Annotated in this window: 21 protein-coding genes and 1 pseudogene; 14 read left to right on the forward strand and 8 right to left on the reverse strand. The window is 73.7% G+C overall.

Annotated elements, in window-relative coordinates:
• The first annotated feature begins 65 nt into the window (after window positions 1-65).
• On the forward strand, window positions 66-851 hold the full coding sequence (locus tag ACIRB7_RS32650) for an ABC transporter permease (RefSeq protein WP_403606158.1): 786 nt from the start codon (window positions 66-68) through the stop codon (window positions 849-851).
• Window positions 852-953: 102 nt separating this feature from the next.
• Here the strand turns inward: ACIRB7_RS32650 and ACIRB7_RS32655 are convergent, their stop codons facing one another.
• The 5 genes from ACIRB7_RS32655 to ACIRB7_RS32675 all read right to left on the reverse strand — a co-directional run bounded on the left by ACIRB7_RS32655 (window position 954) and on the right by ACIRB7_RS32675 (window position 6805).
• Window positions 954-2189: a styrene monooxygenase/indole monooxygenase family protein gene (locus tag ACIRB7_RS32655; protein ID WP_403606161.1), complete on the reverse strand. Its 1236-nt coding sequence runs from the start codon at window positions 2187-2189 to the stop codon at window positions 954-956.
• Between the two features lie 39 nt (window positions 2190-2228).
• Complete coding sequence (locus tag ACIRB7_RS32660; RefSeq protein WP_403606352.1) at window positions 2229-2846, reverse strand: GTP-binding protein; 618 nt, start codon at window positions 2844-2846, stop codon at window positions 2229-2231.
• 64 nt (window positions 2847-2910) lie between these two features.
• A complete protein-coding gene (locus ACIRB7_RS32665) occupies window positions 2911-3333 on the reverse strand; it encodes a DUF742 domain-containing protein (RefSeq protein WP_403606164.1) in 423 nt (140 codons plus the stop codon).
• Window positions 3330-3821: a roadblock/LC7 domain-containing protein gene (locus ACIRB7_RS32670; RefSeq protein ID WP_403606166.1), complete on the reverse strand. Its 492-nt coding sequence runs from the start codon at window positions 3819-3821 to the stop codon at window positions 3330-3332. The genes ACIRB7_RS32665 and ACIRB7_RS32670 overlap by 4 nt, the downstream gene beginning before the upstream one ends.
• Window positions 3818-6805: a nitrate- and nitrite sensing domain-containing protein gene (locus ACIRB7_RS32675; protein ID WP_403606169.1), complete on the reverse strand. Its 2988-nt coding sequence runs from the start codon at window positions 6803-6805 to the stop codon at window positions 3818-3820. Before ACIRB7_RS32675 ends, ACIRB7_RS32670 begins: the two co-directional genes overlap by 4 nt.
• Window positions 6806-7176: 371 nt before the next feature.
• Here ACIRB7_RS32675 and ACIRB7_RS32680 point away from each other — a divergent pair, with 371 nt between their 5' ends.
• A complete protein-coding gene (locus tag ACIRB7_RS32680; RefSeq protein WP_403606171.1) occupies window positions 7177-7968 on the forward strand; it encodes a hypothetical protein in 792 nt (263 codons plus the stop codon).
• A gap of 3 nt (window positions 7969-7971) precedes the next feature.
• Here ACIRB7_RS32680 and ACIRB7_RS32685 read toward each other — a convergent pair whose 3' ends face one another.
• Window positions 7972-8370, reverse strand: a complete 399-nt coding sequence (locus ACIRB7_RS32685; RefSeq protein WP_403606355.1) for a MarR family winged helix-turn-helix transcriptional regulator — start codon at window positions 8368-8370, stop codon at window positions 7972-7974.
• 510 nt (window positions 8371-8880) lie between these two features.
• Here ACIRB7_RS32685 and ACIRB7_RS32690 point away from each other — a divergent pair.
• On the forward strand, window positions 8881-9711 hold the full coding sequence (locus ACIRB7_RS32690) for a lysozyme (protein ID WP_403606174.1): 831 nt from the start codon (window positions 8881-8883) through the stop codon (window positions 9709-9711).
• 196 nt (window positions 9712-9907) lie between these two features.
• The gene (locus ACIRB7_RS32695; protein ID WP_403606177.1) at window positions 9908-10849 is read left to right on the forward strand and encodes a lytic polysaccharide monooxygenase; all 942 of its coding nucleotides are present in this window, start codon (window positions 9908-9910) and stop codon (window positions 10847-10849) included.
• Here the strand turns inward: ACIRB7_RS32695 and ACIRB7_RS32700 are convergent.
• Window positions 10846-11445 (reverse strand): DUF4240 domain-containing protein, encoded by a 600-nt coding sequence (locus tag ACIRB7_RS32700; RefSeq protein WP_403606180.1) that lies wholly within the window; start codon window positions 11443-11445, stop codon window positions 10846-10848. The two genes, ACIRB7_RS32695 and ACIRB7_RS32700, sit on opposite strands and share 4 nt — an antisense overlap.
• A gap of 130 nt (window positions 11446-11575) precedes the next feature.
• Window positions 11576-13987 (reverse strand): endopeptidase La, encoded by a 2412-nt coding sequence (gene lon, locus ACIRB7_RS32705; protein ID WP_403606183.1) that lies wholly within the window; start codon window positions 13985-13987, stop codon window positions 11576-11578.
• A 131-nt stretch (window positions 13988-14118) separates the two neighbouring features.
• Here lon and ACIRB7_RS32710 point away from each other — a divergent pair, with 131 nt between their 5' ends.
• The 10 genes and pseudogenes from ACIRB7_RS32710 to ACIRB7_RS32755 all read left to right on the forward strand — a co-directional run bounded on the left by ACIRB7_RS32710 (window position 14119) and on the right by ACIRB7_RS32755 (window position 22883).
• Entirely contained in the window at window positions 14119-14769 is a 651-nt protein-coding gene (locus tag ACIRB7_RS32710) for a GNAT family N-acetyltransferase (RefSeq protein ID WP_403606186.1), read from the forward strand.
• Window positions 14770-14835: 66 nt separating this feature from the next.
• A complete protein-coding gene (locus ACIRB7_RS32715) occupies window positions 14836-15489 on the forward strand; it encodes a hypothetical protein (RefSeq protein ID WP_403606189.1) in 654 nt (217 codons plus the stop codon).
• A 41-nt stretch (window positions 15490-15530) separates the two neighbouring features.
• Window positions 15531-16154 carry an RNA polymerase sigma factor gene (locus ACIRB7_RS32720; RefSeq protein WP_403606192.1) on the forward strand — a complete coding sequence of 208 codons (624 nt, stop codon included), beginning with the start codon at window positions 15531-15533 and terminating at the stop codon, window positions 16152-16154.
• The gene (locus ACIRB7_RS32725) at window positions 16151-17179 is read left to right on the forward strand and encodes a zf-HC2 domain-containing protein (RefSeq protein ID WP_403606195.1); all 1029 of its coding nucleotides are present in this window, start codon (window positions 16151-16153) and stop codon (window positions 17177-17179) included. The genes ACIRB7_RS32720 and ACIRB7_RS32725 overlap by 4 nt, the downstream gene beginning before the upstream one ends.
• A 20-nt stretch (window positions 17180-17199) precedes the next feature.
• Window positions 17200-17952, forward strand: a pseudogene (locus ACIRB7_RS32730) (ABC transporter ATP-binding protein); the annotation flags it as partial.
• 299 nt (window positions 17953-18251) lie between these two features.
• The gene (locus ACIRB7_RS32735) at window positions 18252-19574 is read left to right on the forward strand and encodes a hypothetical protein (RefSeq protein ID WP_403606198.1); all 1323 of its coding nucleotides are present in this window, start codon (window positions 18252-18254) and stop codon (window positions 19572-19574) included.
• Entirely contained in the window at window positions 19571-20170 is a 600-nt protein-coding gene (locus tag ACIRB7_RS32740; RefSeq protein ID WP_403606201.1) for a hypothetical protein, read from the forward strand. Before ACIRB7_RS32735 ends, ACIRB7_RS32740 begins: the two co-directional genes overlap by 4 nt.
• A 127-nt stretch (window positions 20171-20297) precedes the next feature.
• Complete coding sequence (locus tag ACIRB7_RS32745) at window positions 20298-20969, forward strand: spermidine synthase (RefSeq protein ID WP_403606204.1); 672 nt, start codon at window positions 20298-20300, stop codon at window positions 20967-20969.
• 82 nt (window positions 20970-21051) lie between these two features.
• The gene (locus ACIRB7_RS32750) at window positions 21052-21789 is read left to right on the forward strand and encodes a response regulator transcription factor (RefSeq protein ID WP_403606207.1); all 738 of its coding nucleotides are present in this window, start codon (window positions 21052-21054) and stop codon (window positions 21787-21789) included.
• Complete coding sequence (locus ACIRB7_RS32755; RefSeq protein WP_403606210.1) at window positions 21786-22883, forward strand: ATP-binding protein; 1098 nt, start codon at window positions 21786-21788, stop codon at window positions 22881-22883. Before ACIRB7_RS32750 ends, ACIRB7_RS32755 begins: the two co-directional genes overlap by 4 nt.
• Window positions 22884-22928 lie beyond the last annotated feature (45 nt).

Raw genomic sequence — 22928 nt, forward strand, 5'->3', positions numbered from 1 at the left:
TTCTTCGCCCTCACCGCCACCACCACCGTCCCCACCCAGCAGGGCCCGTCCAAGGAGACCGTCCGATGAGCTCGATCACCCTCGCCGTCCGCGACTCGACCACGATGCTGCGGCGCAACCTCCTCCACGCCCGCCGCTACCCCTCCCTCACCCTCAACCTGCTGCTCACCCCGATCATGCTGCTGCTGCTCTTCGTCTACATCTTCGGAGACGTCATGAGCACCGGCATGGGCGGCGCGGACCGCTCCGCCTACATCGCCTACCTCGTGCCCGGCCTGCTCCTGATGACCATCGGCTCCACCACCATCGGCACCGCCGTCTCCGTCTCCAACGACATGACCGAGGGCATCATCGCCCGCTTCCGCACCATGGCCATCCACCGCGGATCCGTCATCACCGGCCATGTCATCGGCAGCGTGCTCCAGTCCGTGATCAGCGTGGTCCTCGTCGGCGCCGTCGGCGCCGCCATCGGCTTCCGCTCCACCGACGCCACCGCCCTCGAATGGCTCGCCGCCCTCGGGCTCCTCACCCTCTTCGCCCTCGCCCTCACCTGGATAGCTGTCGGCATGGGCATGGTCAGCCCCAACGCCGAGGCCGCCAGCAACAACGCGATGCCGCTGATCTTCCTCCCGCTGATCTCCAGCACCTTCGTCCCGATCGACGCGATGCCGGGCTGGTTCCAGCCCATCGCCGAGTACCAGCCCTTCACCCCCGCCATCGAGACCCTCCGCGGCCTCCTCCTCGGCACCGAGATCGGCCACAACGGCTGGCTCGCCCTCGGCTGGTGCCTCGCCCTCACCGCCCTCGGCTACTTCTGGTCCAAGGCCGTCTACAACCGCGACCCGAAGTAGCCGGAACCCCCGCCCCACGCACGAGGGCGGCGTACCCCGACAGATGTCGGGTACGCCGCCCTCTCCGCGTCCCCGGGACGCGGCACGAAGCTCGCCTGCCGGTCAGTTCCCGGAGATCGACGCCAGGTAGGCGTTCGTCTTCTCCGGCTCGTAGAAGAAGTTCTCGAAGTCGGCCGGGTCGTTGAAGCCGTTCGCGAAGCGGTCGGCGGCCGGCTGGAGCTGGCCGGCCGCGCCGAGCAGGTTCAGGACGTGCTCCGGCGGCGGGGCCAGCATCGCGTTCGTCCACTTGGTGACGTGCTGGGCGGTCTGCCAGTAGCGGTCGAAGGCGCCCTGCATCCACTCCTCGTCGAAGGGCTGCTCGCCGCGCTCGACGATGGCGGCGAGGTACGCGGCGGCGCACTTGGACGCCGAGTTGGAGCCCTGGCCGGTGATCGGGTCGTTGGCGACGACGACGTCGGCGACACCGAGGACCAGACCGCCGGAGGGGAGACGGCCGATCGGGTTGCGGACCGTCGGGGCGTACCGGCCGGCGAGGGTGCCGCCCGCGTCGGTCAGCTCGACCTTGGTGGCGCGCGCGTACTCCCAGGGCGTGAACTTCTCCATCAGCTCCAGCGTCAGGGAGAGGTGTTCCGCCGGGTCCTTGACGCCCTGGAAGGCGTCGAGCGGGCCGCCGGGGACGCCCTCCCAGAAGAGGATGTCGGCGCGGCCGCCCGTCGTCAGGGTCGGCATGACGAAGAGCTCGCCGACGCCCGGGACGACGTTGCAGCGGACCGCGTCGAAGTCCGGGTGCTCGGGGCGGGGGCCGAGGCCGTGGACGTACGCGACGGCCAGCGCGCGCTGCGGCTCGCTGTACGGCGAGCGGGACGCGTCCCGGCCGAACATCGAGACCAGCTCGCCCTTGCCCGCCGCGACCATCACCAGGTCGTAGCTGCGGGAGAAGTAGTCGAGGTCGCCGACGGCCGCGCCGTGTATCACCAGCTGGCCGCCGCGCTGGGCGAAGGTCTCCATCCAGCCGGCCATCTTGACCCGCTGGTCGACGGACTGGGCGAACCCGTCGAGCCGGCCGACCCAGTCGATCACCCGGCTGGAGTCGGGGCCCGCGACGGAGACGCCGAGGCCCTCGATACGGGGGGCCTGGGACTCCCAGAAGTCGAGGCCGAGGTCCCGCTCGTGCTGGAGCGCGGTGTCGAACATGCACTGGGTGGACATGACCCGGCCGGACCGGATCTCGTCCGCGGTCCGGTTCGACATGAGGGTGACCTCGTACCCCCCGGACTGGAGTCCGAGGGCGAGCTGCAGGCCGGACTGGCCGGCGCCGACTATGAGTATCTTCCGCATGGGTGGTGCTCCTGGCGTGACGGGTCGTGACGGGGAGAGCTATTCGGGGGTGGCTTCGAGCGCGTGCGCGACCGTCGCGAGCAGGCTCTCGACGACGCTGTACCGCTTGCGCGCGTCCATGATCACCACGGGTACGTGCGGGGGCACGGTCAGGGCCTCCCTGACGTCCTCCGCCTCGAACAGCTCGGTGCCCTCGAAGTGGTTGACGGCCACGATGTACGGAAGTCCACAGCTCTCGAAGTAGTCGAGGGCCGGGAAGCAGTCCGTGAGCCGGCGGGTGTCGGCGAGCACGATCGCGCCGATCGCCCCGCGCACCAGGTCGTCCCACATGAACCAGAAGCGCTGCTGTCCCGGCGTACCGAAGACGTACAGCACCAGGTCGTTGTCGAGCGTGATCCGGCCGAAGTCCATCGCCACCGTGGTGGTGAGCTTGTCCGGGGTGGCGGTGAGGTCGTCGGTGTCCTCGCTCGCCCGGGTCATCAGCGCCTCGGTCTGGAGCGGGGTGATCTCCGAGACCGCGCGGACGAAGGTGGTCTTGCCGACGCCGAAGCCGCCCGCGACGACTATCTTCGTCGCGATCGGGGCCCGGGTGTGGTCGAGCTGCCAGTCCTGCGCGCCGTCCTCGGCCGTGGGGCCGGCGGTATCCCGTTCGAACAGGTCGACCTGGGGCTGCGCGGGGATGGTCGCGGCCGCCGCCGGTGTTTCGGAGACGGCGGAGGCGTCAGAGACGACGGAGTCCACTCAGCACCCTTTCGAGGAGCGCGCGGTCGGGCTGCCCGGTGCCGTGACCGGTCCCGTACACACGGATCTTTCCCTGGTCGGCCAGGTCGCTGAGCAGCACCCTGACGACTCCCAGCGGCATCTTCAGAAGCGCCGAGATCTCCGCGACGGTCCGCATGCGGCGGCAGATCTCGACGATGGCCCGCATCTCCGGCATCAGACCGCGGGCGCCGGGCCCGCCGTCCGTCAGGACCTTGCGCACGGCGGGCGCTTCGAGCGCCGCCACGAAGGTCTCGACGAGCAGGACATGGCCGAAGCGGGTACGACCGCCGGTCAGCGAGTACGGGCGTACGCGCGCGGGGCGCCGCCCGTCTCCGCGTACCGGCAGGCGATGGGCGTGGTACGCCGGGGATGCTGACGTCACTGGGTGCTCTCCATCGATTTGCGCAGCTCACTGCGGACTTCGGGGGTGAGTACGTGACCGGCGCGGCCCACGAAGAGCGCCATGTGGTACGCGACGACGCTCATGTCGCAGTCGGGCGTGGCGTGCACGCCGAGCAGCGAGCCGTCGCTGATCGACATGACGAAGACGCTGCCCTCCTCCATCGCCACCATGGTCTGCTTGACCCCGCCGCCGTCCATCAGCCGGGCCGCGCCGATGGTCAGGCTGCCGATGCCGGAGACGATGGTGGCCAGGTCGGCGCTGGAGCCGCGCGGTCCGTCGGGACGGCCGGCGTCGGCGGCGGCCGTCGTGCTCTGTTGGATGGCCGGGTCGGACGAGAGCAGCATCAGGCCGTCGGAGGACACGACGGCGACCGAGCGGACCCCGGGTACCTCCTCCACCAGGTTCCCCAGCAGCCATTGCAGGTTGCGGGCTTCCGTGCTCAGTCCGAACGTTCCCGTCGCAGTCAACTGCGTGCCTCCTCGACTGTGTCCCCCGTCATCTCCTCTGTACGTGCAGGCTTTACGTCTTCTATCCGCGCCGGGTCCAGTTCCGCCTCGACGTCACGGCGCCCGGCCTCGGCGCCCTTGTGGAAGCCGCCGAGCCGGCGGCGCAGGGCCTCCGCGTCCACGCCGCCCTGGCGGGGCGCGGTGGCGGGGCCGGCCGGGCGGACCACCTGGGGGGTGCGCTTGGGCAGGCCCTTGTCCGTGACCCGCTCCCACTGGGCGGAGCGCGGGCCGGGAACCGGCTGGTCGGTGACCGGCTCGTCGGTGACCGGCTCGGCGTGCGGGGCGGGGTCGGCAGGGGCCTGGGGCTCCGCGTGGACGGGCTCCGCGTGGACGGGCTCGGCGTGCGGGGCGGGGTCGGCGGCGCGCTCGTGGGTGTCCGGCTCCGGCGGCGGGTCGGGCAGCCGGACCTGGAGCGTGGTCTCGGAGACGGACTCACCGAGGCGGGTGGGCTCTTCGGGTGCGGTCCCGGGCTCGTCGTACGGGAGCTCCTCGGGTGCGCTCCCGGGCTCGTACGGAGCTTCCGGTGCCGGCTCCGGCTCCCGCTGCTCCTTCGCCGCGTTCACCTCCGCCGCCAGGAACGCCCGCTCCGCCGCCTCCACGAGCGGGTCCCGGTTCCGGGACGGCAGCGTGTTGGAGTTGGCCTCCGCGGCCGAACCGGGCAGCTGGAGCGCGGGCGCCGCGCCCGCCACCCGTACGGGCTCCGTCACGGTGGCCGGAGGCGCGGTGGGCAGCAGGGGCTCAGGCAGGACCACGACCGCCGCCGTGCCGCCCGGCTTCTGCTCCCGCAGCTCGACGCGGACGCCGTGGCGGGCGGCGAGCAGGGCGATGACCCGCATGCCGAGGCCCTCGCCCTCGAAGGCGGCCGGGTCGGCGTCGGCCAGGCGCGCGTTCAGCTCGGCGAGGCGGGACGCGGTCATGCCGATGCCCGCGTCCTGCACGGAGAGCATCACCTCGCCGGACTCCAGGAGCCAGCCGGAGAGCTGGACCTCGGCGTCGGGCGGCGAGAAGGAGGTCGCGTTCTCCAGGAGTTCCGCGATCAGGTGGCTCAGGTCGTCCGCCGCGAAGCCGGCGATCTGGGCGTGCGGCGGCAGGGCCTGGATGGTGACCCGCTCGTACCGCTCGATCTCGCTGACGGCGGCGCGCAGCACGTCGACGAGCGGGACGGGCCCGGCGTGGCCGTGGACGTGCTCGTGTCCGGCGAGGACGAGGAGGTTCTCGCTGTGGCGGCGCATGACGGTCGCCATGTGGTCGAGCTTGAAGAGGGTCGCGAGGCGGTCCGGGTCCTGCTCGCGCTCCTCCAGCTTCTCGATGACGCCGAGCTGCCGCTCGACCAGCCCGAGGCTGCGCAGCGAGAGGTTGACGAAGGTGTGGTGGACGGTGCTCCTGAGCCGTTCGAGGTCGGCGGTGAGGAGCGCGACCCGGCCCTGGAGTTCCGCGCGCTGGGTGGCGAGTTCGGCGCCGAGTGCGTCCTTGGCGGCGGCGAGGTCGGCCTGTCCCTCGGTGAGCCGCTCGGTGTGCGCGGCGAGGCCGGAGAGCTTGCCGTGCAGGGTGTTGAGGGAGCGGACGACCTGGGCGAACTCGTCGTTGCGGCCGGTGAAGCGGACCGGCTCCTCGGCGTGCGGCGCGGGGGCGCCGGCGAGCCGGGCGGCGCCGAGACGGAGCACGGCGAGCGGCCGGGTGAGGGTGCGGGCGACGTAGGTGGAGATGCCGATCGCGAGGAGCAGGCAGCCGCCGAGGAAGGCGATGCGCACTTCGAGGGCGGTGACGTCGTCGTCGCGGAGCGCGCCGAGCTGTTCGACCCGCTCGGCGGCGAGGGCGGACTCGACGCCCCGCATCTGCTCGATACGGGCGGAGAGGGCGGCTTCGAGGCCGGCCCGGTCGGTCTCGCGCTCGGCCTCCGTCAGACGGGGCTGGTCGGTGAGGGAGGCGAGGGAACGCTCCGCGCTCTTGACGTCGGGTCCCGCGACGGTGGCGGCGAGGGAGTCGCGGGCGGCGGAGCCCGCGGCCTGGTCGAAGTCGCCGAGGGCGGCGAGTTCGCGGACCCGGGCCTGCTGGGCGGCGGCGGTGAGGATGTCGCGGGTGCGGTCGGCCTCTGCGGTGCCCTCGGGCACCTCGGGGACGTAGGTGTCGGTCTCGGGGTCGTAGACGACGTCCCCGGTGGGCTCGGGCCGCGGTACGGAGAGCGCGGCGAGCAGCAGGCCGCGGGTGGCGGAGGCCTGTTCGACGGCGCGGCCGAGGGCGGCGGGGGCGCGGGTCGTCTCGGTGAGCGCGGTGTCGGCGGCGCGGGCCGGGGTCTGGTCGGCCAGCTCGTCGGCGAGGGCCTGGAGCTTGGTGATGACCTCCGAGTACGCCCGGTGGGCCTCCAGGGCCGTGCCCTTGCCGGTGAGGGCGGCGCGGCGGACGGAGGGGACGCCCGCGAGGTCGCGGCGGAGCTCGGCGGAGGCGGCGGGGCGGATCTCGTCGATCTGCCGGTCGACGCGGGTGGACCGGGTGCTGGTGATCTGGCGCTTGTCCTTGGCGTCGCCGCTCTGGACGTCGCGGCCCGCGGCGATGAACGCGACGACCTCGTCGCGCTCGTCGGCGAGCGAGTGGGCCAGGGTGACGGCCTGCCGGTCGAGTTCGGCGAGGGTGACCAGGCTCTGGGAGTCGGTGAGCGTGGTGGAGGCGGCGAGGACCGCGGGGGCTCCGGCGGCGAGGACCGTGATGCCGACGAGGGCGACGCCGGCGACCAGGCGGTTACGGACGCGCTTGGGACGGCCGGTGGGGGCGCTGCCGGCGGGGGTGCCGGTGCTGCCCGTGGGGGCGCCGGTCGTCGCTCCGGGCGCGGTGGTGCCCCCGGCGGGCGCCGTCGCGGCGCCGTCGTCCGGGGTCGGAGTCACACCGGGGGTCTGGCTCCGCGCGCCGTTCTTGCTCCGAGGCCGCTTCATCTGCACCGGTGCTCGCATTCTTGACTCGTCCGCCCACAAAGCAGAGGTGACGGCCGGTCACATGGAGCGCCCCCACCCCTGGTACGGCTTCCGACCATTCCAGCGCTTCTGGGAAGGGGGCGCGCATCGGCCGCTCCGCCACCCGAACGAGTGAACAACACTCCTGAGTTGGCGAACAACTTCTCCGGGCGGGGCCAGAGGCCCCTGACGGGCCCCCGGTTGGATCTTCCGCGCGGGCTTTGGCAGGATGCCCGCCCGCAGCTCCTCGGAGGGGGCCGTTCCGCCTCTCGGGCCGCTTCCGTCAGGTTGGTACAGGCCTTTTCCGGTCATTTGCAGGTCCGGTGAAGGAGTACGCCGGACGGTTCGCCGGGCCGGGCACACTGGTCGTCATGCGCAGCGATGTCGCCTCCCTCCCCGGCACCCCCGAACGCCCCAACGAGGACTGGGTGGCCGCCGTCCTGCCCGCCTCGGGCAGCGGCGGAACCGTGGTCCTCCTCGACGGCGTCACACCCCCCGTCGGTGATGTCGGTTGTGTGCACACCGTGCCGTGGTTCACCGCGCGACTGGGCGGAGCTTTGACCGAACTGTCCGCTTCCCGCCCGGACATGCCCCTGTCCGGGATCCTGGCGCGGGCAATCCGGCGCACCGCGGACGCCCACCGCGACACCTGTGACCTTTCTCACGTACGTACGCCCCAGGCGACGGTGGTGCTCGCCCGCTGGGGCGCGACCTCGGTCGAACACCTCGTCCTCTCCGACTCCACCCTTCTCCTGGAATCACCGGACGGGACGGTACGGGCGGTGCTCGACGACCGGCTCGACCGGGTGCCGGACGAGATCCTGCGGTCCCGGGCCGCCACGGACCGGCTCCGGAACCAGGAGGGCGGCTTCTTCACGGCGGCGGCCGATCCGGCGGTCGCGGAACGGGCGGTGACCGGGACGACCCCGCGCGCGGAGGTACGGTCCCTGGCCGCGCTCACGGACGGGGCGAGCCGCTGGGTGGACCTGTTCGCCGAGGGCACCTGGACGGAGTGCCTCGGCGTCCTGCGCAAGGAGGGCCCGGTCGGCCTGCTGCACCGGGTGCGGGCCCTGGAGACGGCGGCCGAACGGACGGGCGGGGTGCCTCGCGGGAAACTCCACGACGACGCGACGGCTGCCTACGTGGAACTGCCCAACCTCTGAGCGTCAGCCCTCGAACCGGACGTTGAAGTGGTTCAGGAGGCGGGCGAGTTCGGCGACCTCGGCGCGGTCCCAGTCGGCGAGCTTGCGGACGTACCGCCCGCGCCGGGCGTCCCGTACGTGCCGGAAGCGGTTCCGGCCCTCCTCGGTGAGCCGGACCAGGGAGGCGCGGCCGTCGGCGGGGTCGGGGTCGCGGGCGACGAGCCCGAGGTCCTCAAGGGCCCGGAGCTGCCGGCTCATCGTCGCCTTGCCGACCCCGAAGTACCCGGCGAGCTCGGTGGCCCGCTGCGGCCCGGCGTCGTCGAGCCGTACGAACAGCCCGTAGGCGGCGGGCTCCAGCTCGGGGTGGACCTCACGGGCCATCTCACCGGACTGGGCGCGGGCCCGGCGCAGGAAGACGGCCAGCTCGCGTTCGAGCGCGAGGAAGACCCGGTCGACGCCACCGGCGGGCGGGGCGCCGTGCTCGGCTGCGGCGTCGGGCGGGGTGCCTGGGTCGGCTGCGGCGTCGGGCTGGGGGTCTGACTCGGGTCCGGCCGCGGGCGGGGTGCCGTGGTCATCGGATCCGGCCGCGGGCCGGGTGCCGCGGTCATCGATGGCGGGCGTCGTGTCGCCGACGCCTGCCGCGGGCGGCGGGACCCGGCCTTCACTTCCCGTACCGCTTCCGTGCACGTCAGCACCTCCCACGCGTTCTCCGGTGACCCTCCGGCAGCTTTCCGGCCGCTGAAAGTTTCCTCCGGCCGAGGCCATCGCCGCAGCTTCTCCAGAGTTTCGCAGGCGTAGACCAACGGCGGTGCCCGGACCCCCTTCCGCGTGCCGGGTCTACGTGCGTAGCGTCGTCCCCGGCAGCCGACCCTGACATGTTCACACCAGGGGCCGCCGACCTCGCTCCCCCACCGATCCTTTCGGAGGCACGGAATGCGTGTGCACAGACCCGGAACGACCCTCGCCGGCGCCGCCCTCGCGGCGCTGGCCCTCCTCCTCCCCCTCGCCGGGCCCGCCGGCGCCGCCCAGGACCCGGGCGTCCGCCAGGTGCCCGCGCGGGGCTCCGCCAGCATGGGCATGGGCGTGCTCAAGCACGACGGGCGTGAGGGCGCGCCCGGCGGCATCTCGGTCCAGGCCACCCAGACGGAGGGCGTGGACGTCTCCAGCCACCAGGGGAACGTCGCCTGGTCCACCCTGTGGAACAGCGGCGTCAAGTGGGCCTACGTCAAGGCGACGGAGGGCACCTACTACAAGAACACCTACTTCAACCAGCAGTACACCGGCTCGTACAACGTCGGCATGATCCGCGGCACGTACCACTTCGCCACCCCGGACACGACGACCGGCGCGGCCCAGGCCGACTACTTCGTCAACAACGGCGGCGGCTGGTCGAAGGACGGCAGGACGCTGCCGGGCGTGCTCGACATCGAGTGGAACCCGTACGGGGCGACCTGCTACGGCAAGACCCAGGCCGGGATGGTGGCCTGGATCCGTGACTTCGTGAACCGCTACAAGTACCGGACCGGCCGGGACGCCGTGATCTACACGGCGACGAGCTGGTGGACCCAGTGCACCGGCAACTACTCGGGCTTCGGGTCGACCAACCCGCTGTGGGTCGCGCGCTACGCCTCCACGGTGGGCGAACTCCCCGCCGGCTGGCTGTACTACACGATGTGGCAGTACACCTCGTCCGGCCCGACGGTCGGCGACCACAACCACTTCAACGGCGATCTCTCGCGCGTGCAGGCGCTCGCGAACGGCTGATCCCCGTCCCAGCGCGGCGGTCCCCGGGTGTGCGGTGCGGCACCCCGGGGGCCGCCGCCGCTTTTTCCGTACGCCCTCTTGCCCATTGGTATGGACCAATGCGAGGCTCTACGGCGGATCGCACGGGATTCAACTTCCGTGCGTCCAGCGCGCGTTGCTCGTCCCGTCCTCCCCACGCACGAGAGAGAGCCCCCGCATGCCGTCCTCCCGCCGCACCGCCGCCGGCGTCGCCGCCCTGTCCGCCGCAGCCGCACTCGTCAGCCTCACCCCGACCACCGCGAGCGCCCACGGGGCCGTCTTCAACCCCGTCAGCCGGGTGGCCGCCTGTTACGCCGAAGGCCCCGAGACGCCCAGGTCGCAGGTGTGCAAGGACCTCGTCGCCGACTCCGGCACCCAGCCGCTCTACGACTGGAACGAGGTCAACATCGCGAACGCCGCCGGGCAGCACCAGACCCTCATCCCCGACGGCAAGCTCTGCTCCGCGAACCGTGAGAAGTACCGGGCCCTGGACTGGGCGCGCACCGACTGGCCGGCGACTGCGGTCGCCGCGGGCTCCTTCGACTTCAAGGTCCGGGCCACGGCCGCCCACTCCGGCACCATGACCGTCTACGTCACCAAGCCGGGCTTCGACCCCACGCAGCCCCTGAAGTGGTCGGACCTGGACCAGACCCCCGTCGCCGTGTACAACACCACCCGCACCGCCACCGACGGCTACTACACCTTCACCGGCAACCTGCCCGCCCGTACCGGCCGCCACATCGTCTACAAGGTGTGGCAGCGCAGCGACAGCCCCGAGGCCTTCTACAGCTGCTCGGACGTCACCTTCGGCGGGACGGCGGCGCAGACCCAGGCGCAGACCCAGGCCCAGCCCAAGGCGCAGGCCGGGGCGCAGACCCAGGCGCAGCCCAAGCCTCAGGCCGAGGCCCCGACCGAGGCGGAGATCGCGGCGGGTGCGGCGCTGTCCACCGTGAGCCACGCGGGCCACGGCGGCGACGAGCAGGCGCCGGCCCTCTCCGCCGACGCCGCCGCGGCCCCGTCCTCACCGCTCCCCCTGGCCCTCGCGGGCGCGGGCGGTCTCGCCGTCTTCGCGGCGGGCAGCCTGCTGCTCGGCCGCCGCCGGAACTCGTCCGCCTCCTAGGAGCCGGACGTCCCGACCGGGAAGAGGGCGGTGAGCCGGGGTATCGCCTCCCCCTCCGGGCGAGCCCCCCGGGGCTCGTCGTCCTCTTCCCACTCCGCCGAGAGCTCGTCCGCGAGCTCTTCGGCCGCCTCCTCCACCGCGTCGAGGAACTCCTCGCCGTCGTCGTCCTCCTGGCCGGTCAGTTCGTCGAACGCGTCCTGGGCGACATAGTCGAGCTCCTCCCACTCCGGCCACTCGTCGTCGTCCCACTCGTCCCGGTGGCGCCCCGCGAGGGCCCGTATCCCGGGCAGGTCGGCCAGTGCGTCGGGATCGGCGACGACCGACTCGTACACCTTGCGTCCCTGGCCCACCAGCCACAGCGTGAAGTCGTGGAATCCGTCGTCGGTGCAGGCGCCGCCCTCGACCCGGTTCGCCACCTGCCACACCGCGCGCGTGTCGGCGGCCCCGCACGCGTCCTCGAGCCGCACCTGGAAGACCACGCTCTCGGCCGCCGGTCGCCGGAGCAGCTCCGCCCGCAGCCACTCCAGCCGCTCGTCCCGGTCACCGGGGCGGCGGCTCAACTCGTCGATGAGAGCCCAGAAGGCGTCGTCGTTCATGCGTACGAGCATGCCAGCCCCGACTGACATCCGGGTGGCCAATTACTTCCGGGTACGCGTCTCCCCCCGGGCACGCCGGAGCGGGGCGTCCGCGAAGGACGTCCCGCTCCGGCGCCGGGGAGTCGTCCGGTCAGGCCGCGACCCCTACCGGCACCGCCGCCGGCGTCAGGGCGATCTCCAGGACCTGGCGGACGTCCGTCACCGGGTGGACCTCCAGCTTCTCCAGGATCTCGGCGGGGACGTCGTCCAGGTCGGCCTCGTTCCGCTTGGGGATCACTACCGTCGTGATGCCCGCCCGGTGCGCGGCGAGGAGCTTCTGCTTCACGCCTCCGATCGGGAGCACCCGGCCGGTGAGGGAGACCTCGCCGGTCATGGCCACGTCCGTGCGGACCTGACGGCCGCTCAGCAGGGAGGCGAGGGCGGTCGTCATGGTGACGCCCGCGCTCGGGCCGTCCTTGGGGACCGCGCCCGCCGGGAAGTGGATGTGCACGCCCCGGTCCTTCAGGCCGGTGACGGGCAGCTCCAGTTCGGCGCCGTGCGAGCGGAGGAAGGAGAGCGCGATCTGAGCCGACTCCTTCATCACGTCGCCCAGCTGGCCGGTGAGGGTAAGGCCCGCCGCGCCGGTCTCCGGGTCGGCGAGGGACGCCTCGACGAAGAGGACGTCACCGCCCGCGCCGGTCACGGCGAGGCCGGTGGCGACGCCCGGCACGGCGGTGCGGCGCTCGGCCGGGTCCTGGGCCGACTCCGGCACGTGGTGCGGCCGTCCGATGAGGTCCCGCAGGTCGTCCGGGGTGACCGTGAACGGCAGTGCGCGGTCGCCGAGTTCCGCCTGGGCCGCGACCTTGCGGAGCAGCCGGGAGACGGCCCGCTCCAGGGTGCGGACGCCCGCCTCGCGGGTGTACTCGCCGGCCAGCTTGCGCAGGCTCGCGTCCTCCAGGACGACCTCGCCGGGTTCGAGGCCGGCGCGCTCCAGCTGCCTGGGCAGCAGGTGGTCGCGGGCGATGACGACCTTCTCGTCCTCGGTGTAGCCGTCGAGCCTGACCAGCTCCATGCGGTCGAGGAGGGCTTCGGGGATGGCTTCGAGGACGTTGGCGGTGGCGAGGAAGACGACGTCGGAGAGGTCGAGTTCGACCTCCAGGTAGTGGTCGCGGAAGGTGTGGTTCTGCGCCGGGTCGAGGACTTCGAGGAGCGCCGCCGCGGGGTCGCCGCGGAAGTCGGAGCCGACCTTGTCGATCTCGTCGAGCAGGACCACCGGGTTCATGGACCCGGCTTCCTTGATGGCCCGGACGATCCGGCCGGGGAGGGCGCCGACGTAGGTCCTGCGGTGGCCGCGGATCTCCGCCTCGTCCCGTACGCCGCCGAGGGCGACCCGGACGAACTCGCGTCCCATCGCGTGCGCGACGGACTCGCCGAGGGAGGTCTTGCCGACGCCGGGCGGGCCGACGAGGGCGAGTACGGCTCCGCCGCGGCGGCCGCCGACGACGCCGAGGCCGCGCTCGGAGCGCCGCTTGCGGACGGCCAGGTACTCGGTGATCCGTTCCTTCACGTCGTCGAGGCCCGCGTGTTCGGCGTCGAGGACGGCGCGGGCGCCGCGGATGTCGAACCGGTCCTCCGTCCGCTCGTTCCAAGGGAGTTCGAGGACGGTGTCCAGCCAGGTGCGGATCCAGGAGCCCTCGGGGGACTGGTCGCTGGACCGCTCCAGCTTCTCGACCTCCTTGAGGGCGGCTTCGCGGACCTTCTCGGGCAGGTCGGCCGCCTCCACGCGGGCGCGGTAGTCGTCGGACTCGTCACCCTCGGCCTCGCCGTTGAGGTCGCGGAGTTCCTTGCGGACGGCTTCGAGCTGGCGGCGGAGCAGGAACTCGCGCTGCTGCTTGTCGACGCCCTCCTGGACGTCCTTGGCGATGGTCTCGGCGACGTCCTGCTCGGCGAGGTGCTCGCGGAGCTGGGCGGTGGCGAGCTTGAGGCGGGCGACGGGGTCGGCGGTCTCCAGGAGGGCGACCTTCTGCTCGACGGTGAGGAAGGGCGAGTAGCCGGCGTTGTCGGCGAGGGCGCCGACGCCGTCGATCTGCTGGACGCGGTCGACGACCTGCCAGGCGCCGCGCTTCTTGAGCCAGCTGGTGGCGAGCGCCTTGTACTCCTTGACCAGGTCGGTGACCTGGCCGGGCAGCGGGTCGGGCAGCGTCTCCTCGACGGTGCCGCCCTCGACCCACAGGGCCGCGCCGGGCCCGGTCGTACCGGCGCCGATGCGTACGCGGCCGAGGGCGCGGATCAGTGCGCCGGGGTCGCCGTCGGAGAGCCGGCCGACCTGCTCGACGGTGCCCAGGACGCCGGTCGCGGCGTAGGTCCCGTCGACGCGGGGCACGAGCAGGACCCGCGGCTTGCCCGCTCCGGGCCGCGCGGCGGCCTGGGCGGCCTCCACGGCGGCCCGTACGTCGTTGTCGGAGAGGTCCAGCGGCACCACCATTCCGGGCAGCACGACCTCGTCGTCGAGCGGCAGGACGGGCAGAGTGAGCGGCACGGACGCCTTGGACTCAGAAGCCATGATCTCCCCTTCGGCAGTCAAGTTGAGCTATGTCGACTCAATGCATGTGAGCCCGTGGATGTTCCCGGACGCGCGTTCGCTCTGAGCGATCACCCCTCCCGCCTGCGGGACTCAGCCGCTGTAATGCCTCCATGGATATGGCGTCTATTACATCTGCGTGGGTGGCGGGGTGGACGGTCTCCCGGGGGACCCCGGCCGCCGTCGCCCAGCCCTGGGGGTACCGGATCGACGTGGGCCTCCCCCGGCATGTCGTACGGCACGTCCTGCCCGCCCCGGACGCGGCCTCCGTCGGGGCGCTCTGCACCCGGCTCACCGCCCCGTACAGCTGGCTCAAGGTCATGGCGGCGCCCGAGGACGTGGAGCCGTGGATCACCGAGGGGTGGACGGTCCCCGACGACCCGGGCTTCATGATGGTCAAGCCGCTCGACCCCGGGGCCCGGCCCGCGCCGCCCGAGGGGTACGCCAGGACCACCGAGGTCCGGGACGGTGTCATCCGGGTCCGGGTCCTCGCCCCCGACGGCACCCTCGCCGCGCGCGGCCAGATAGCCCCGACCGGCTCGACCGCCGTCGCCGACCAGATCGAGACCGACCCCGCGCACCGGCGGCGCGGCCTCGGCGCCAACGTCATGCTCACCCTTGAGGCCGCCGCCGCCCAGGCGGGCGCGGAGACCGGAGTGCTCTCCGCGACCACGGACGGCCTCGCGCTGTACGACTCGCTCGACTGGCGCTACCGGGGGCCGCTCACCGGCATCGTCCGCACGGAGCCCCCCACGGAGACCTGACCGCCGGACCCCGGAACCCTGGGCATCCGGCTGCGCGGGGCAGCCCGGACGGGGCATGCTCGGTCCATGGTGCGAGGCGTACGGAAGACTCGGCGAGGGGCACGGGACGCGGGGCGCGGCGTACGGACTCGGCGTGGGGCCCTGCTCCTCGCGGCCGCCCTCACCCTCGGCGCCGGCGGTGCCGTCGGCGCGACCGGCTGCGGGCCGGAGACATCTCCGGCGCCCGGCGGCCCGGCGTCGGCCACGAGCGCGCCGACCGGGCCCACCACCCCGGCCGCGTCCTCCGATCCGGCCACGAGCACGCCCCCCGCGCCCACCACTCCGCCCCGGACCGCCACCCCGCCCGGGACGATCGCGCCCACCGAGGAGCCGCGAGGCCAGGAGGTGCTCGTCGAGGTGGTCGTCAGCGGCGGGCTCGCCGGGGTCCGCAACCAGCTGATCGTCCACTACGACGGCACCTGGACCAGCCGCTCCGGCACGAAGCCGCCCCGGACCGGCCGGATGACGCCCGCCGAGGCCGCCGAACTGCGGGCGGCGCTCGAAGACCCCGCCTACGCGCGCGTGCCGACGCGTCCGACCGGCGACCCGGTCCCCGACGGTTTCCAGTACGTCCTCACCCACCGCCACCGGATCGTCGTCGCGGGCGACGGCGAGCGCCCGCCCGCGCTCCGGCGCGTCTTCGCCGCCCTCCCCGACGGCGGCCCGCCCACCCGTCCATGAGCGCGTGAACCGTACAAGACCCTCCCGGCGATAGAGAGGGCGTGAGACTGTCGCGCCCCACAGGGGGAGGCCCCTCCGGGGGCGACGAGGACGACTCCGCGCTGCTGCGCGCGGTCGCCCGGGGGGACACCGAGGCACTCGCCGTCCTCTACGACCGGCACGCCGGCTGGCTGCACGCCCGGCTCGCCCGGCGCTGCCCCGACGACGAGACCGTACGAGAGGTCCTCCAGGACACCTTCGTCACCGTGTGGCGCTCGGCCGGCGGCCACCGGGGCCGCGGTGAGGCCGGCGGCTGGCTCTGGGTGATCGCGGCCCGTCGCCTGGTGGACGCCCAGCGGGTCGGCGCCCGCGCCGACCGGGCCACCGCGCACGCCGCCGCCGTGCCCTCCGAGTCGCCGGGCACCGCGCCCTCCGCCGAGGAACGAGTGCTCGCGGGCCTGGAGTACGGGGAGGTGGGCGCCGCCCTCGACCGGATCTCGCCCGAGCTGGCGGAGGTCCTGCGGGCGACCGTCGTCGACGGCCTGACGACCCGTGAGACCGCCCGGCTCCTCGGCATACCCGAAGGCACCGTCAAGACCCGCGCCCTGCGCGCCCGCCGCGAGCTGCGTGCCGCCCTCGCGGCCGGGAACCCCGGGGGACCGCACGCCCTGGGAGGCACCGCATGAGGGAACCCCGATCCACACGCCGATCCACACCCGGATCGACACCCCGATACACACCCCCATCCACACCCGGATCCGCACCTCGATCCGCACCCGGCTCCACACCCCGTCTCTCCCGGCCGCCCTGGCACGTCACGGACGCCCTGGCGCTCCGGTACGCGGAGGGCACCGCCCCCGAGACGGACGCCTGGTCCCTGGAGAAGCACGTCGAGTCCTGCACGGTCTGCGCGGCCCGCGTCTCGGCCGCCGTCCGTGCCGGCGCCGCGGGGCCCGCCCTCGCGGCCGTCCGCGCCGAACTCCTGACCTCGCTCGGCCACCGGCCCGCCCCCGCTTCCGCCGACCCCGTACCCGCCGCCGCCATGTCCGCCGCCATGTCCGGTGCCGGAAGCCCCCTGGGGCGGTGGGCGCGGCTCTGGTGGGCCGTCGGGCCCGCCCTCCGCGGGTCCTGGCTGGTGGCCGTGCTCCTCGTCGTCGGCGGGGCCTTCGGCCTCGCCCACGGCGCCGGGTTCCGGGGCGCGGGCGGTCTGCTGCTCGCCGTCTCTCCGGTCCTCCCGCTCGCCGGTGTCGCCGTCTCCTACGGACGGCACGCCGACCCGCTGTACGAGATCACCGCCGCCACCCCCTCGGGCGGGCTGCGGCTGCTGCTCACCCGTACCGCCGCCGTACTCGCCGTGTGCGTACCGCTGCTCACCGCGGGCGGGGCGCTGCTGCCCCGGGCGGCCGGGGCCCCGGGGGCCGCCGCCTGGCTGCTTCCCGGCCTCGCGCTGACCCTGGCCGCCCTCGCGCTCGGCTCGTTCGTCGGCTGCCGGGCGGCGGCCGCGACGCTCGGCGGCGGATGGCTGCTCGCCGTCACGGGCCCTCTCCTGGGAGGGCCGGACGCGGGCGCGGGCCCCGGTTCGGGAGCCGCCGCGCTCGCCCCGTACTTCTCCGGTTCCGCCGCGCAAGGGGGGTGGGCCGCGGCGGCACTCGCCTGCGCGGCCCTCCTCGCGCTGCGACGCCGTTCCTTCGACCACCTGGAGCCCCGGTGAACCCCTCGACCGCCGTCGCGGTGACCGGACTGACCGTCCGTCACCGCCGTACCGTCGCCCTCGACCGGCTCGACCTGTCCCTCGGTCCCGGCGTCCACGGCCTGCTCGGCCCGAACGGAGCCGGGAAGACCTCCCTGATCCGGGTCCTCGCGACCGTCGCCGCGCCCACCTCCGGCCGGGTGGAGCTGCTCGGCGGGGACGCCACGAACCACCGCGACCGGACCGGCATCCGGCGCCGGCTCGGCTATCTGCCGCAGGAGTTCGGCTACTACCCGGCCTTCACCGTGCGCGAGTTCGTCGCGTACGTCGCCTGGCTCAAGGAGGTGCCGGCCGACCGGGTCCCGGCGGCGGTGGAGCGCGCGGTGCGGCGGGTCGGGCTCGCCGACCGGATCGACGCGAAGATGAAGACGCTGTCGGGCGGGATGGTCCGGCGCGCCGGGATCGCCCAGGCCCTCGTGAACGAGCCGGAGCTGCTGCTGCTCGACGAGCCGACCGCCGGGCTCGACCCGGAACAGCGGGTCGACTTCCGCGCGCTGCTGCGGGAGCTGGGCGCGGAGACGACGGTGGTGGTCTCCACGCACCTGGTGGAGGACGTGGCCGCCGCGTGCGGTGAGGTCACGCTCATCGAGGCGGGACGGCTCGCCTTCCAGGGCTCGACGGCCGAACTCACCGCGCTCGGCGGAAGGTCCGAAGGCCCGGACGACTCCACGACCCACGCCGTCGAACGCGGCTACACGGCGGCCCTGCGCGCCCACCGGACACCCGGGGCCCGGACCGGGACCGGGACCGGAACCGGGACCGGAACCGGGACCCGGGCCGGGACCGGGACCGGCACCGAGGCCGAGGCCGGGACTGAGGTCCGGACCGGCGCCCGGACCGGGACCAGGACCGGAACCGAGGCCGAGGCCGGGACTGAGGCCCGGACCGGGACCCGGGCCGAGACCGAGACCGGGACCCGGGCCGAGACCGAGACCGGGACCCGGGCCGAGACCGGGACCCGGGCCGAGACCGGCACCCGGGCCGAGACCGGCACCGACTCCCAGCCCGAGGGCCACTCCAAGGAGGCTCTCCGATGACCGCCACCCTCACCCCGCCCCGTACCGACGGAGCCACGCCCGCGCGTGGGCCCTCGCCGCTGCGGACCGAGCTGCGGCGCGGGCTCGGGCCCTGGGCCGGCGCCGCCGTCGCCCTCACCGTGCTGGTGACGATGTACGGCAAGGCTCCCGGCTGGCAGGGCCGCTGGGCCGACGCCACGAACCTGCTGCACGTCACCGCCGGGCTGCTCGCCGGGCCGCTCACGCTCGCGGCGGGCTGCTGGCAGGGAGGCCGGGACCGGCGGCGCGGCACGACGGACCTGTGGGAGTCCGTCCCTCGCTCGCCCCTGCGCCGTCTGCTGGTCACCGTGGCCCCGTCCGCGCTCTGGCCGGCCGCGGGCATGCTCCTCGCCTCCGCGATCTGTCTCCTCGCGACCTGGCCGTACGTCTCCGGTGGCCGCCCCTACCTGGAGCTCCTCGCCGCCGACGTGGTGGCCGTCGCCGCCCTCGGCGCGCTCGGCCATGTCGTCGGCCGGGTGGTCCACTGGCGGCTCGCCGCACCCCTCCTGGGGATCGTCGGATACGTGCTGCTGGGCTTCGGCGCCTATACGGAGGGCCCGGCGCGCTGGCTCGGTCCCGCGGGCGAGCACCAGTTCTTCTGGGACCGGCCGGTGTGGTGGTTCGGGCCGGTGTCGATGGCGTGGACGGCGGGGCTCGCGCTCACCGCGCTCCTCGCGTACGGGCTGCGCCCGGCCCGGCTGCGGCCGCTCGCCCTGGTCCCGTTGGCTGTCGCGGTCGCCGCAGCCGCCCTGATCCTGCGCCTGCCTGCGGACGAGGGGCCGTGGCGCCCGGACCCGGCCCTGGCCCGGCAGGTCTGCGACGACGGCACCCCGCAGGTGTGTCTGACGGCCGTCGACGCGGGACTCCTGCCGGACGTGTCGGCGGCGCTCGCCCCGCTGAACGCCCGCCTCAAGGGCCTCCCCGGCGCCCCGGTCCGCTGGGTGAGCGGCACGGGCGACACCCTTCCCGGCGACATCGGGCTGCCCGACGCCCGGCAGGACTCGGTGCGCGGCCGGCTCACCCGCCCCGACCTGTATCTGAACTCGGCCGTGAACTGGCTGTTCTCGGACAGCTGCCAACCGGGCGACGGCACGGGCCCGAACGCCGAGCGGGCGAGCGTCATCCACCTCGCCGTCGCCGAGTGGCTCGCGCCCACCCCGGACGACTACGGCCCCGACCCCACCGCCGCCAGGCCGTACATCGACCGGCTCGACGCCAAGTCCCCCGCCGCCCAGCGCGACTACCTGGCCCGTTATCTCGCGGCGAACAGCTGCCGTCCGGACGAGGTGCCGGTCCCGTGAGGCTGTATCTGCGCTCCCGCGCCCTGCCGGCCGCGCTCGCCGCCCTCGTGGGGACGGCGGCGGCCGCCGCCTGGGCGGCCCGGTGGCTGGTGTCGCTGCCCGACTTCGACCACACCGCCCGGCTGCCGGTCGTCGTCCTCGGCCCGCTGCTCGCGGCGGCCGCGGTCGGCGCGAGCCTGCACACCCCGAGCGACGAGCTGGACCGTACGGCGGTCCGCGCGTGGTGGCCGCGGCGGCTCGCCCACGTACTCGCCCCGACCGTGCTCGCCGCCGCCCTGTTCGCCCTGGCGCTGCCGGGCCACACGGAGGCGTACGGGGCGCCCGCCGCCGTACGGAACACGCTCGGGCTGGTGGGGGTGGCGGCCGCTTCCGCCGCGCTCGCCGGCGCCCGGCTGAGCTGGCTGCCGCCGACCTTCTTCGTGGGCGTGGTCTATCTCGCGGCCCCGTCCGAGGCGGGTGGTGCGGCGCAGTGGTGGGCCTGGGTGACGCAGCCGGGCCCGCAGGCCGGCGCGTGGACGGTGGCGGTGGTCGCGTTCGTGACGGGCGCGGGCGGGTACGCGTGGCGGGGCGCGCGGCACATGACCGGCGAGTCCTGAGGAACCGGGGAGTCGGCGACCCCTCCGCGTAACCCCGTGACTCCGTAACGTGTTTGTCCCCGCCGCCCCGCCCCGGGAGGATGGCGGGGACCGTCTGCCGAGCCGACGAAGAACGGAGTGACGAACGATGGCAGAATCCGTGACCCTCGACCGCCGTGTAGGACCGTACGGAGAGGTCGTGCTGCGCCGCCGCCACGAGCACTACGAGATCATCGCCAACGGCACCTTCCTGATGGACACCTCCGACGGGCGCTCCGAGCGGCTCCTGATCGACGCGGCGCGGGACGCCCTGCCCGAGGAGTCCCGGGTCGGGCCGTCCGTCCTGATCGGGGGTCTGGGGGTCGGCTTCTCCCTCGCGCATGCCGCGGCCGATCCCGGATGGAGCCGGATCGCGGTCGCCGAGCGTGAGGAGGCGATCATCGACTGGCACCGGCAGGGGCCGCTCGCCGCGATCTCCGGGAGGGCGCTGGCCGATCCGAGGACGGTGATCCTGCACACGGACCTCGTGGAGTACCTGCGTACCTCCACGGACACGTACGACGCCCTCTGTCTGGACATCGACAACGGGCCCGACTGGACGGTCACCGAGGACAACGAATCCCTGTACGCGGCCGGGGGTTTGGCGGCCTGCGCGGACCGCCTGAACCCGGGCGGAGTGCTCGCCGTATGGTCCGCCCGGCCCTCCGTCGATTTCGAAGGGTCCTTGCGGAATGCCGGATTCAGCGGGGTACGGACGGAAGAGGTCGCCGTTGCCCGGGGCGTCCCCGACGTGATCCACCTCGGCGTACGTCCCGGATAGCTCCTGAGCAGCTCCTGGATAGCCGGGACGCCACACGTACCTCTAGGCTGCTGCACCGACATCGGCGACGCGAGGCGGGGCAATGGAGCAGACACACACCACTCACCACGGTGCGGCGGCCACTCCGGGGGCTCAGCGACGTGTCCTGGTGGTCGAGGACGACGCGACGATCGTGGAGGCGATCTCCGCGCGGCTGCGCGCCGAGGGCTTCGTCGTGCAGACCGCGACCGACGGTCCCGCCGCCGTGGAGGCGGCGGAGGCCTGGCAGCCGGACCTGATGGTCCTGGACGTGATGCTGCCCGGTTTCGACGGCCTGGAGGTGTGCCGCCGGGTCCAGGCCCAGCGCCCCGTCCCGGTCCTCATGCTGACCGCCCGCGACGACGAGACCGACATGCTGGTCGGCCTCGGCGTCGGCGCGGACGACTACATGACCAAGCCGTTCTCGATGCGCGAGCTGGCGGCCCGGGTGCACGTACTGCTGCGCCGGGTGGAGCGGGCGGCGCTCGCCGCGGTCACCCCGCGCAGCGGCATCCTGCGCCTCGGCGAGCTGGAGATCGACCACGCGCAGCGCAGGGTCCGGGTGCGGTCCGAGGACGTGCACCTGACGCCGACCGAGTTCGACCTGCTCGTCTGTCTGGCGAGCACACCCCGGGCGGTCCTCTCCCGCGAGCAGCTCCTCGCCGAGGTGTGGGACTGGGCGGACGCCTCGGGCACCCGGACCGTGGACAGCCACATCAAGGCGCTGCGCCGGAAGATCGGGGCCGAGCGGATCCGCACGGTCCACGGCGTCGGTTACGCGCTGGAGACCCCGGCGCTGTGAGCCGGCGCGGGCCGGACGGCCGGGCGCGCAGGCCGCGCCGGATCGTGATCTCGATCAAGACCAAGCTGGGCGCGCTGGTCGTCGGCGCGGTGCTCCTGACCTCCTGCCTGGCCCTGGTCGCGATCCGGACGTCCACGGAGTTCCGGTACATCACGATCTTCGCGATGATCGCGACCCTGCTGATCACGCAGTTCGTGGCCCAGTCCCTGACGGCGCCGCTCGACGAGATGACGACGGTGGCCGGGACGATCTCGCGCGGGGACTTCAGCCGCCGGGTGCGGGGCGCGGACCGGCGGGACGAGCTGGGCGACCTCGCCTCGACGATCAACCGCATGGCGGACGACCTGGAGGCCGTGGACCGGCACCGCAAGGAGCTGGTCGCCAATGTGTCGCACGAGCTGCGCACCCCGATCGCCGCGCTCAGGGCCGTACTCGAGAACGTCGTGGACGGGGTGTCCGAGGCGGATCCGGAGACCATGCGGTCGGCGCTGAAGCAGACCGAGCGGCTCGGCCGCCTGGTGGAGACGCTGCTGGATCTGTCACGTCTTGACAACGGTGTCGTCGCGCTGAGGGCGAGCCGTTTCGAGGTCTGGCCGTATCTGTCGGGGGTGCTGCGGGAGGCGAACCTGGCCGCGTCGCAGCGCGGTCTCTCGTCGACCTCGGGGCTGCACAACCGTACGGACGTGCATCTGCATCTGGACGTGTCGCCGCCCGAACTGGTCGCGCACGCGGACGCGGAGCGGCTGCACCAGGTGATGGCGAACCTGATCGACAACGCGGTGAAGCACTCGCCGCCGCACGGCCGGGTCACGGTGCGGGCCCGGCGCGGCCCCTACCCGGACTCGCTGGAGCTGGAGGTCGAGGACGAGGGCCCCGGCATCCCGGAGTCGGAGCGGCACAAGGTCTTCGAGCGCTTCAACCGGGGCTCGACCCCGCACCGGCCGGGGCCGGGGAGCGACGGCGGCACGGGACTCGGTCTCGCGATCGCCCGCTGGGCGGTGGATCTGCACGGCGGCGGGATCGGTGTGGCCGAATCATCACGTGGATGCCGCATCAGAGTCACTCTTCCGGGCAGGCTTCCGGTGAGGGATTGACGTAGGGTTCGAACCGGAAGAGCTCGTTCTGCGTGTACGTGGGGG

This window comes from Streptomyces sp. NPDC093795 (genome assembly GCF_044764665.1).
Classification (GTDB): domain Bacteria; phylum Actinomycetota; class Actinomycetes; order Streptomycetales; family Streptomycetaceae; genus Streptomyces.

Bases quoted from the DNA above. Each gene is read 5' to 3' on its own strand.
- ACIRB7_RS32750 (WP_403606207.1), top strand. From the start codon at position 21,052: ATGGAGCAGACACACACCACTCACCACGGTGCGGCGGCCACTCCGGGG.
- ACIRB7_RS32735 (WP_403606198.1), top strand. From the start codon at position 18,252: ATGACCGCCACCCTCACCCCGCCCCGTACCGACGGAGCCACGCCCGCG.
- ACIRB7_RS32690 (WP_403606174.1), top strand. From the start codon at position 8,881: ATGCGTGTGCACAGACCCGGAACGACCCTCGCCGGCGCCGCCCTCGCG.
- ACIRB7_RS32710 (WP_403606186.1), top strand. From the start codon at position 14,119: ATGGATATGGCGTCTATTACATCTGCGTGGGTGGCGGGGTGGACGGTC.
- ACIRB7_RS32680 (WP_403606171.1), top strand. From the start codon at position 7,177: ATGCGCAGCGATGTCGCCTCCCTCCCCGGCACCCCCGAACGCCCCAAC.
- ACIRB7_RS32650 (WP_403606158.1), top strand. From the start codon at position 66: ATGAGCTCGATCACCCTCGCCGTCCGCGACTCGACCACGATGCTGCGG.
- ACIRB7_RS32675 (WP_403606169.1), bottom strand. From the start codon at position 6,805: ATGCGAGCACCGGTGCAGATGAAGCGGCCTCGGAGCAAGAACGGCGCG.
- ACIRB7_RS32725 (WP_403606195.1), top strand. From the start codon at position 16,151: ATGAGGGAACCCCGATCCACACGCCGATCCACACCCGGATCGACACCC.
- ACIRB7_RS32655 (WP_403606161.1), bottom strand. From the start codon at position 2,189: ATGCGGAAGATACTCATAGTCGGCGCCGGCCAGTCCGGCCTGCAGCTC.
- ACIRB7_RS32700 (WP_403606180.1), bottom strand. From the start codon at position 11,445: ATGAACGACGACGCCTTCTGGGCTCTCATCGACGAGTTGAGCCGCCGC.
- ACIRB7_RS32745 (WP_403606204.1), top strand. From the start codon at position 20,298: ATGGCAGAATCCGTGACCCTCGACCGCCGTGTAGGACCGTACGGAGAG.
- lon (WP_403606183.1), bottom strand. From the start codon at position 13,987: ATGGCTTCTGAGTCCAAGGCGTCCGTGCCGCTCACTCTGCCCGTCCTG.
- ACIRB7_RS32715 (WP_403606189.1), top strand. From the start codon at position 14,836: ATGGTGCGAGGCGTACGGAAGACTCGGCGAGGGGCACGGGACGCGGGG.
- ACIRB7_RS32695 (WP_403606177.1), top strand. From the start codon at position 9,908: ATGCCGTCCTCCCGCCGCACCGCCGCCGGCGTCGCCGCCCTGTCCGCC.